Origin of the sequence: Gemelliphila asaccharolytica (assembly GCF_001553005.1) — a bacterium.
Classification (GTDB): domain Bacteria; phylum Bacillota; class Bacilli; order Staphylococcales; family Gemellaceae; genus Gemelliphila; species Gemelliphila asaccharolytica.
Window position 1 is genome coordinate 17,094 of sequence record NZ_KQ959911.1, and the last position, 10,036, is coordinate 27,129.

The 10,036-nt window shown below is 28.5% G+C and carries 8 protein-coding genes; 6 read left to right on the forward strand and 2 right to left on the reverse strand.

Annotated elements, in window-relative coordinates; translation table 11 throughout:
- Window positions 1–559 precede the first annotated feature (559 nt).
- From HMPREF1871_RS05730 to HMPREF1871_RS05750, 5 genes are all read left to right on the forward strand, one after another.
- Window positions 560–784 carry a helix-turn-helix domain-containing protein gene (locus HMPREF1871_RS05730; protein ID WP_066131109.1) on the forward strand — a complete coding sequence of 75 codons (225 nt, stop codon included), beginning with the start codon at window positions 560–562 and terminating at the stop codon, window positions 782–784.
- Window positions 785–2,809 carry a type I restriction-modification system subunit M gene (locus HMPREF1871_RS05735; RefSeq protein ID WP_066131112.1) on the forward strand — a complete coding sequence of 675 codons (2,025 nt, stop codon included), beginning with the start codon at window positions 785–787 and terminating at the stop codon, window positions 2,807–2,809.
- On the forward strand, window positions 2,803–4,272 hold the full coding sequence (locus tag HMPREF1871_RS05740) for a restriction endonuclease subunit S (protein WP_066131114.1): 1,470 nt from the start codon (window positions 2,803–2,805) through the stop codon (window positions 4,270–4,272). Before HMPREF1871_RS05735 ends, HMPREF1871_RS05740 begins: the two co-directional genes overlap by 7 nt.
- Before the next feature lie 16 nt (window positions 4,273–4,288).
- Window positions 4,289–5,239 (forward strand): DUF3644 domain-containing protein, encoded by a 951-nt coding sequence (locus HMPREF1871_RS05745; RefSeq protein ID WP_066131117.1) that lies wholly within the window; start codon window positions 4,289–4,291, stop codon window positions 5,237–5,239.
- Between the two features lie 488 nt (window positions 5,240–5,727).
- Window positions 5,728–5,985 (forward strand): hypothetical protein, encoded by a 258-nt coding sequence (locus tag HMPREF1871_RS05750; RefSeq protein ID WP_066131119.1) that lies wholly within the window; start codon window positions 5,728–5,730, stop codon window positions 5,983–5,985.
- A 182-nt stretch (window positions 5,986–6,167) separates the two neighbouring features.
- Here HMPREF1871_RS05750 and HMPREF1871_RS05755 read toward each other — a convergent pair whose 3' ends face one another.
- Entirely contained in the window at window positions 6,168–7,226 is a 1,059-nt protein-coding gene (locus HMPREF1871_RS05755) for a methyltransferase domain-containing protein (protein ID WP_066131121.1), read from the reverse strand.
- A gap of 381 nt (window positions 7,227–7,607) precedes the next feature.
- Here HMPREF1871_RS05755 and HMPREF1871_RS05760 point away from each other — a divergent pair, with 381 nt between their 5' ends.
- The gene (locus HMPREF1871_RS05760) at window positions 7,608–8,399 is read left to right on the forward strand and encodes an MIP/aquaporin family protein (RefSeq protein ID WP_066131123.1); all 792 of its coding nucleotides are present in this window, start codon (window positions 7,608–7,610) and stop codon (window positions 8,397–8,399) included.
- A 318-nt stretch (window positions 8,400–8,717) separates the two neighbouring features.
- Here the strand turns inward: HMPREF1871_RS05760 and HMPREF1871_RS05765 are convergent, their stop codons facing one another.
- Complete coding sequence (locus HMPREF1871_RS05765) at window positions 8,718–9,740, reverse strand: PTS sugar transporter subunit IIC (RefSeq protein WP_066131125.1); 1,023 nt, start codon at window positions 9,738–9,740, stop codon at window positions 8,718–8,720.
- Between the last annotated feature and the right edge of the window lie 296 nt (window positions 9,741–10,036).

Sequence of the window (10,036 nt, forward strand, 5' to 3'; positions counted from 1 at the left end):
GCTTTTAAGAGCTTAGAAGACAAAATACGAACATTTTTATGTTCCTTTCCGTTAATTGGGGGATTTTACCCGAAAAATAGTGAGGAGCACGCGGTTTTCGTTAGTCACAAAATTTTCAAAAAAGACTTAATTACAAGATATAAAAATCGTGTTGAAATCTACCGATACCCAAATTTTACTAAAAACTAAAAACCAAATAATAGTTCCAAGTGGTTTACATTTGGACAAAAACAAGACCGTAAGCTTCAAGCTACGGTCTTGTTTGCGTATATATTATGACGATTAATTTATTTAAAGATCTACAATTGTTATAATTTCAAATGCAACAAATAATATAAACTAGATTGCAAAGACTACTAATACAACTGGTGTTATTTATAAGAAAGATATTGATTATATGAAAGAAAAAATAGAAAAATTGGCAAAAGAAATATGGGATATACATTCCCTATTATTAAGAAAGAAATAAGCAAGATAAGTTCATGGACCTGTCTATATATACAGTTGTAGAAACTTATTTTATTTGATATAATATAAATGTTTATATAGGGGTCAAATAATGAGCAATGAAATTGTATTTACGATAAATGAAGTACTTAATGAAAAAAATATTAGCAAGAATTGGCTTGAAGAAAATGCTAATCTACAAAGAAGTCAATTAAACTCATATGCAAATAATAAAGTAAAACGAATAGATCTTGACGTATTAGCAAGAATCTGTATAGCACTAAACGTCGAAGTTGGCGATCTTATTAAATTGCAAAAAAATAAAGGAGAACTTTAAATGGAATCAAAAGTAATAGTTATACCTGAAGGTAAGGTATGTGATTATATAGATGGAAAATTTAGAAAAGATACGCCAGAAGAATATGTACGTCAAACTATTGAAAAAAGACTAATAAACGAACATAAATATAATCGAGATCAAATAAGCATTGAATATACAGTTCAAATTGGTTCTGTTAAAAAGAGAGCAGATATAGTTATATTTCCTGATGGAAAAGTTGATAAAATACAAGAAAATATAAAAATTATTATTGAATGTAAAAGTGAAAAAATTGAAGCTAATAACTCTAAAGATGGGGTAGCTCAATTAAAATCATATATGTCAGCTTGTTCCAATGCAGAATGGGGCATGTGGACAAATAGTAAAGAAAAGTTTGTATTCAAAAAATATATAGATGATACTGGATTTATACAATTCATGGATTATAATGACATTCCATCAGCTGATGGGAGCTTAGATGATATTAATAGACCTAAAAGAACAACTCTAAAAAACGCATCAGATGACAATTTGTTATTCACATTCAAAACATGTCATAACCATATTTATGTAAATGAAGGAATGCAAAAACAACCTGCTTTTTTTGAGCTTTTAAAAGTTATTTTCTGTAAAATTGAAGATGAGAGAAATATACCAAAACCATTAGAATTTTATGCAACAAGTGAAGAAAGATCTAATGGAGACGGTCAATTAACTGTAAAAAATAGGATAGAAAAGATATTTGAAAGAGTAAAAAAAGAGAAGAAAAATGCAAAAATTTTTGAAGCGAACGATGGAATAAATCTTCACCCAAGAACACTATCATATATTGTAAGTGAATTACAAAAATATAGTTTATTGAATACAAGAATAGACATAAAGGGAAAAGCATATGAAGAAATAGTTGGTGCTAACCTAAGGGGCGATCGTGGTGAATTTTTCACACCTAGAAATGTAATGCAGATGGTTGTTGAAATGATCAATCCTACTATTGATGAGAAAGTTTTGGACTCATCTTGTGGAACGGGAGGATTTGTTGTAACTGCCATGACTCATGCTATGAAGCAATTAAGGTCAGAATTCACAAAAGATATTGGAAAAGATAAAGAAAATTGGAATGATTATGAAAAGAAAGCTTTTCAAGATAAAATTTCTGATATGGCAAAAAATAACTATTTTGGATTTGATATTAATCCAGATTTAGTAAAAGCGACAAAGATGAACATGGTCATGAATAATGATGGCAGCGGAAATATTCTTCAAACAAATTCCCTATTACCTCCTCATGAATGGACATATGATTTTAAAACAAGATTATCGCAAGCTTTACAAATTGATAAAAAATCGATTATAAATCAATATGATATAGGATTTTTTGACGTAATTGTAACTAACCCACCGTTTGGTAGTAAGATCCCAATAAAAGATCATGCTATATTATCTCAATTTGAGCTTGCCAAAATATGGAATCAGGATAAAAAAACAGGTAAATGGACAATGACTGATAGGTATCAATCATCTGTTTCCCCTGAAATATTATTCATAGAAAGATGCTATCAATTTTTAAAACCAGGCGGAAGAATGGGCATAGTTCTTCCTGATGCTCTATTGGGTTCGCCGGGTACTGGTTATATAAGAGAGTGGCTAATTAAAAATACAAAGATTATTGCAAGTATCGATTTACACGAAGATACATTCCAACCAAGAAATGGTACTCAAACATCAGTGTTAATTTTACAAAAGAAAACAAAAGAAGAAATATCAAAGGAAGAATCTACTGGACAAATGGCTGATTACAACATTTATATGGTAATAGTTGACAAAATTGGTCATGATAAAAGAGGAAATACCCTTTTTAAAAGAGATAATGAAGGAAACGAGATAATGGTTCCTGAAAAACAAAATGTCTATAGATTAGATGAAACATCAGCAGGAGATAAAACAACCCAGATGGAAAGTAGAGAGAAAATTGTTGACGATCAAACAATTCTCGTACCAAATATTTTTAGAAAATGGAAGATTAATGAGGGAATATCATGGTAAATTCAGCAGCTAAAAAATTAGAAAAAGAACTAATAGAAATAGTTGAAGTACCTAAGGATGATGTTAACTGGTCTAGTGTTTCATTGAGTGAAGTAATATATAAAGGCAAAAGACTTGAATCTTCCTATTATGGTATTGAATATAAGAGAATTATAAAAACTATTCAAAATTCGAAATATGGATACTCTAATCTACAAGGGAGTAAAAATGGCATAATTAATAGCTATAGACCTGGGATTATAAAGAGAATTTTTGTTGAGCCAATAGATAATTCTATACCTATGCTAGTTCCTAGCCAGGTACAGGATATATATCCTAAGGCAGAAAAATATCTATCTAAGTTAATGATTGATAAAATAAAAGATTGGTTCGTAAAAGAAAATGAAATTTTATTAACTTGTTCCGGAACTATAGGAAATGTAACACTAGTTACTGAAACTTTAAAAAATAAATGCGTTTCTCAAAATTTGATTAGAATAATATGCCGTGATGAATTTTATGGATATGTTTACGCATTCTTAAAAAGTGAATATGGACAAGTTCAATTAAAAAACAATAATTATGGAGCGGTTATAAAGCATATTGATCCTAGCCACCTAGACAATGTAATAATTCCAAACGCACCAGAAAAAATTAAAGTTATTATAAATAAACTAATTATTGATTCTTATATTAATAGAGACAAATCAAATTATTTAATTGATAAAGCAACGAATATAATGATTGATGAGTTAGGTCTACCACCAATTGAGGACTTAAAGAAAGAAGCTTTTTCTCATAGTAAAGATGTTAATTCTTTTTCAACTAAGCTAAGTAATTTAAATGGAAGACTTGAAGGGAATTATCATCTCCCTCTAGTAGAGGTTATTGAAAAATATTCAAGCAAAAATGCTAATTTAATAAAATTAAATAGTGAAAAAATTACTGAAAAAATAATCTTGCCAGCAAGATTTAAAAGAGTGTATCTTGAAAAAGGAAATGGAAAAATATTTTTAGGTGGTAAGGAAATAGGTCAACTAGATCCTAGTGGAAAGAAGTTCTTGTCTATAAAACATTATTCGGATAAATTAATTGGTGATATTACAATCAAAAGAAATGATATTTTGGTAACTAGAAGTGGAACTGTAGGGAAAGTTATGATGGCACCAAAACATTGGGAAAATTGGGTATCCAGTGATCATGTTATTAGAATCCTATCTAAAGAATTGTATCATGGTTTGGCTTTTATATGGTTATCATCTGAATATGGAAAAGAATTAATAGAAAGACAAATATATGGATCTGTTGTAAATGAAATTACAGATGAACAGCTTGGAGATGTTGTTATACCTATTTTTAAAGATAATAAAATAAATACATCAATTTTAAACTTGATAGATGAAGCAAACGAATTACGTTATCAAGCTTATAAACAAGAACAAGAAGCTATTAATATCATGAATAAAGAAGTATTAGGACTATAATTAGATTGGAGGTTTTATGGGCAGATCAATCTCAAATGAATTATTAGATAAATCAAAAGAGGCAATGATTTCAGCTGTACAAATTTATAATAATCCTTCAATTAAGTTTAAGTCTGAAATGTTCATCATAACTGCCATTATTTCATGGACTTACTTAATGCATGCCTATTATAGAAAATGTAAAATTGATTATAGATACTATAAGCTGAACGGAAAGAAAAAAAGATACGACAGAACTAAAAATGGAGCTTACAAGCACTGGGAACTTGAAAGATGTATTAATGAGAAAAAATCTCCTCTAGATAAAGGGACAGTTAATAATTTAAAGTTTTTAATAGGTATAAGACATGAGATTGAGCATCAGAAGACAGACAATATTGATGAATATATTGGAGCTAAATTGCAAGCCTGTGCTTTAAACTATAATAAAGAATTAACTAAAATGTTTGGTAAAAAGCATAGTGTAAGGGATAATTTAAGCTTAGCAATACAGTTCTCCCCTATATCACCAGAACAAGAAGAATTATTAAGAAATGAAGCCAATATTAATATTCCTATTAATGTTAGAAATTTTATAACAGAGTTCGAATCTGATTTAGATGATGAAGATTTAAAATCTTTATCATATTCTTATAAAATAGTATATGTACCAGTTTCTGTAAACAGAGCTAATCAAGCAGATAGAGCAATTGAATTTGTACCAGAAAATAGTATTGATGCAAAAGATGTTGAACGAGTATTGTTTAAAAGTGTAGAAAAAAAGAAATATCGTCCTAGTGAAATTGTTAATATAATGAAAAATGAAGGATTTTCAAAGTTTTCTATGCATTATCATACCCAATTATGGAAATCACGAGATGGAAGAAATCCTAAATATAATTTTGGTGTCTGGGTTTCAGGACAATGGTATTGGTATGAAAATTGGGTTAATGAAGTCAGAGATTATTGCATAAAAAATAACTTTTAGTTCCGGTACTGGGACTGGGACAAAAAATTTGAAAACGGCCTATAATTAGGTGGATTTGGTGATACTCTAAAAAATAGAATCTTGTATTTTGAATAGTTTTGGATATATCGGACGTTTGGAAAATAAGAATGGGAGTAAAATTACCCTTAATTGAGTAATTTTACCCGAAAAATAGTGGAAGCACGCGATTTTCGTTAATCGAAAAATTGTCAAAAAAGACTTAATTACAAGCTATAAAAATCGTGTTGAAATCTACCGATACCCAAATTTTACTAAAAACTAAAAACCAAATAATAGCTCCAAGTGATTTTTATTTGGACAAAAACAAGACCGTAAGCTTCGAGCCACGGTCTTTTTGTGTACATATTTCATTTTAAAAACCTTAATTTTTTGTCGGGCAAGATAACTTCCAATCTTCAAGTTCTTCATTATCTATCTCATCGTTGTAATGCTTTTTTCTCATCTCATTCCACTCTATAAGAAAATTATTGAAGTCTACATCATTTGATAAAAGTCCAGGAATTTCTCCATTGTCTGCTAATAATCTAAACTACTTATCTTTTTACTATTACTGCACCACCCTTTTTATAACAAAAGCTATAAAAAAAGGGCATGTAGAATGTACAGGTGGAGAATTAAATGAAATTCTACCACCTACTTCAAGAAAACGAGGAGCGAGAGAGAATAAAAAACAATTCTTATTAAAAAAAATAAAAAAAATTGTTGAAGTTTTTGCCGGAATTTAATTCTAAATTTCTGTCAAATTATTTATAAAAAAACCTCATCAAAATTTTGCATTGTCTTAATTTAGTTAGCTTTAAGCCTAACTTTTAGGATTTGCCTTATTTTGATGAGCTTTTTATTATAACTTAAATAGCTTTAGAAAATTCTTTTTATTTTCAGGATAATAAAATTATTTAAAACTTTTTTAACAACATCCCCCACCGCATGAACCTGAATCTTCTTTTTGTGACGTATTCTCTCCGCAGTCAAATGCTCCAAAATGCACTGTTCTATCTCCATAAAAATCAAAATATTTTTTGAATCTTGTTTCTTGAACCATTGCACAAGAATTTCCACAAACGCTAAGTGGTAAATCTTTATAAAATCTATGATGATCGTCAAGATCAAAATAATGTTCGCTTCCTTCTATTCCTCCACGATAAGTTGCAAATTGTCCATATTGTTCGCAAATATCTTCCATAAAATCAGGAATTTTCATAGCTCTTACCGTTCTAGAAGTAAAGTTAATATTTCCTACTAAATTTTCTATTTCCTCATTTCCTATTTTTGATACTGAAGTATTCATATATCTAACATCAAGCCAGCCTACTTTTCTCATTAAACGTCTAAAATCCTCTATATACATTGCTCCAGCAATACATTCTCCTTGGAGCATAGAATTTTCTAAAAGTTCTTTAGGCATTCTTCTATCTGCAAAAATATCTGAAAAATAAAGTTCTCCGCCTTTTTTCAAAATTCTCCATATTTCACTAAAAACTTCTTCTTTAAAAGGTGACAAGTTAATTACACAGTTAGAAACTACTACATCTACACTTTCATCTTCTACACCTAAAGATTTTAAATCCTCTATATACCCTTTTTTAAATTCTACGTTAGATTTTTTATAACCAAATTTTTCTGCCATTTCATTTTGATATTTTTTGGCTATTTCTAGTTGATCTTCGTTCATATCAACCCCTATTACTTTCCCTTGTTCTCCCACAAGTTTTGATAACATATATACATCAAGTCCTGTTCCGCAACCAAGATCTAGTACAGTACACCCTTCTAATGCAAAAGGTATAGGCGACCCACATCCATAAAATCTTTTAACTATTTCTTTATTAATAGACTTTCTTATATTTTTTAATCTCTTAGGCATACTATCAGCAGCACAAGAACATATTTCCGTCTGCATTTTACCAGATTTTTCTTTTGTTATTTTGCTATAATATTCTTTTATTTCTTTTCGAGTATCTTTCATCTTTCTCTCCTAAAAATTTCTCATTAGCTCTTTTATTCAAAAATATTAACTCAAAATAATAAAAAAGACACCTTAAAAATTTATAATATGCTTCTACCCTAAAATTTATTTAGCACATTCTTATTTATTCATTAACAACCAAATATATAAGCTAACAAATATATTTTATCATTATTAAAATTTCTGTCAATAAAACACTTTCAAAATATATTGACATATTAAATCAAAAATAATAAAATTTAAAAGGTATTGTAATTTAAAAATTTTTATTTTACTTTTTTTGATTAGGGAGAGAAAAAATTTAAAGATTTGTTTTAAAGTTTATTTTTTATTAATAAAACTTTTTTACTTTTCTAAAAAAATTAAAATGGAGTAATTTTTATGAATCAAAAAAGTAATTTTTTAGGTGAATTTATTGGAACTTTTTTAATGGTTCTTTTTGGAACAGCAGTTGTTTGTTCTTCGATAGTTTTTGATGGAGTAATAACCAGCGTTTTTCAAATAGGTATAATTTGGGCACTTATTATTAGCATTAGTATTTATTTAACAAGAAATTTATCAAATGCTCACTTTAATCCGGCTGTTACAGTAGCGATGATAGTTACAAAAAGAATGAAATTAAAAGAACTGCCAAGTTATTTGTTAGGTCAATTTGCAGGAGCTTTTTGTGGAAGTTTAGTTTTGTATCTTATTTATCACCCTGCAATTAATTCTTTTGAAGCTAAAGAAGGAATTATTAGGGGGTCTAAAGAATCTATGAAAACTGCTAAAATGTTTGGGGAATTTTATATAAATATGGGTTCTCCTATGCAAAGCATGCTCCTTGCCTGTTTAGCTGAGGGTATTGGTACATTTTTGCTTATCTTTTTCATTTTTTCTCTTACTGAAGGTGCTAACGTAGGTAGACCAGATAATAATCTAGCTCCTCTTTTTATAGGGCTTTGTGTAGGACTTATTCTTTGCATAATTGCTCCAATAACTCAAGCAGGACTAAATCCGGCACGTGATTTTGCCCCAAGATTAGCAGCTCATATTTTAGGCTGGGGATATGGAGCTTATCCAGATGCTTTAGGTGGGTTTTTCTTTGTTTATATTCTCTCACCTCTTATAGGAGCAGTATTAGCTGGAATGTTTTTTACTAAAATAGTAGAACCTTTAATGAAAAAAAATTAAAATATAAACCTTTCTAAACTTTTTATTTAGAAAGGTTTTCTTTTTATTAAATAGCTAACAACAATCCAAAGAAAATTCATAGATTTTAGAAATTTTTATAAAATAATTAATTTAAAAACTTATATTAAAAAAATTTATTTTTCCTTTAAAATATTTCCTATTCTTCTTTGTTAACTAAGCTAATTTAATAGATTCTACTATTTAAATATTTTTTGTTAAAAAGTATAAAATAATCTCCAAAAGTTAAAGCTAAAAGCTAACTTTTGGAGATAAGTTTATATTTTGAAAGGAGATTTTTAATTATTTATTTTTTATTTGCTATCTTTTAAAATTCAATTTTAAATCTCCATCTTTAATCCAGCCTATTTTTTTCAAAGGATAGTAAACTATAAGACTAACTATAGCTGGTAATATAAAATGCATTACTATTATTATTAATAAAAGTTTTGAAAAATTATAGTTTTGCATTGTTATAAAAGTTGAAATTTGCCCAACTAAACCGCAAGTTCCCATTCCACTTCCTATAGGCGAATTTTCTAGTCCTAAAAATACCGTTGATATCGGAGCTAAAACTATTGATGCTATAGATGGTGGTAATAGAATTTTAGGGTTTTTTATAATATTTGGAACTTGTAGCATACTTGTTCCTAGTCCTTGAGCTACTAAACCTTGAACTCCATTTTCCTTAAAAGAAATTACAGCAAAACCTATCATCTGGCAACAACATCCTATAGTTGCCGCTCCTCCTGCAAGTCCTGATAGAGAAATCATCATACATAATGCTGCTGATGAAATAGGTAAAGTTAATACAATTCCAACTATTAAAGATACTATCATTCCCATAATAAATGGTGCTTCATTAGTTGCTTGCATGATAATTTCTCCTAAAGAAATCATTATTTTATTAATAAATGGTCCTATTAAATTAGCAATAAAAATACCTGAAAGTACAGTAACAATTGGAGTTACTACAATATCTATTTTAGTTTCTCCGCTTATTATTTTAGCTATTTCGACACATATCAAAGTAGCTACAAATACTCCCATAGGTCCACCTAATTTATCTGCTCCAATTCCCACAACACAAGATGAAAAAAGGATGAGTCTTGGCGCTTTTAAACTATATGCTATTGATACCGCAATTGCAGGCCCCGTAGCCGCTTTTGCTAGTGGCCATATAGTTTCAGATAAAAAGTGTATATTACAAACATTTCCTATTGTATTTAATATTGTCCCTACTAACAAGGTAGCAAAAAGACCAAAAGCCATAGAACCTAAAGCATCGATAAAATATACCTTAGGAGAAAGACTTATTCCTTTCTTTTTAAGAAAATTTTTCATTTTTTCCTCCTCGAATAAGCATTAAATGCTTTTCTAACCTAATGTAATAATTAAATAAAATATATAATTTTACATCCCCCTTCGATTAATTCTATCAATTTTTACTTTGTTTTTCAACGTAATACTACACCTTACATCAATAGAAAAAATTAATAAATTACCATTTTTTTTATTAAATTTACTTTTTTCAAAATTTTAAAAAATAAATAATTTTCAATATTTTTTATGAAATATTTGATTTTTTAGAGTGTTTTATTAAAGAATTAAAAAAAAGAAGCAATTTTCATTGCTTCAAT

Coding starts and splice junctions, on each gene's coding strand:
- HMPREF1871_RS05730 (WP_066131109.1), top strand. CDS start 560: ATGAGCAATGAAATTGTATTTACGATAAATGAAGTACTTAATGAAAAA.
- HMPREF1871_RS05735 (WP_066131112.1), top strand. CDS start 785: ATGGAATCAAAAGTAATAGTTATACCTGAAGGTAAGGTATGTGATTAT.
- HMPREF1871_RS05740 (WP_066131114.1), top strand. CDS start 2,803: ATGGTAAATTCAGCAGCTAAAAAATTAGAAAAAGAACTAATAGAAATA.
- HMPREF1871_RS05745 (WP_066131117.1), top strand. CDS start 4,289: ATGGGCAGATCAATCTCAAATGAATTATTAGATAAATCAAAAGAGGCA.
- HMPREF1871_RS05755 (WP_066131121.1), bottom strand. CDS start 7,226: ATGAAAGATACTCGAAAAGAAATAAAAGAATATTATAGCAAAATAACA.
- HMPREF1871_RS05760 (WP_066131123.1), top strand. CDS start 7,608: ATGAATCAAAAAAGTAATTTTTTAGGTGAATTTATTGGAACTTTTTTA.
- HMPREF1871_RS05765 (WP_066131125.1), bottom strand. CDS start 9,740: ATGAAAAATTTTCTTAAAAAGAAAGGAATAAGTCTTTCTCCTAAGGTA.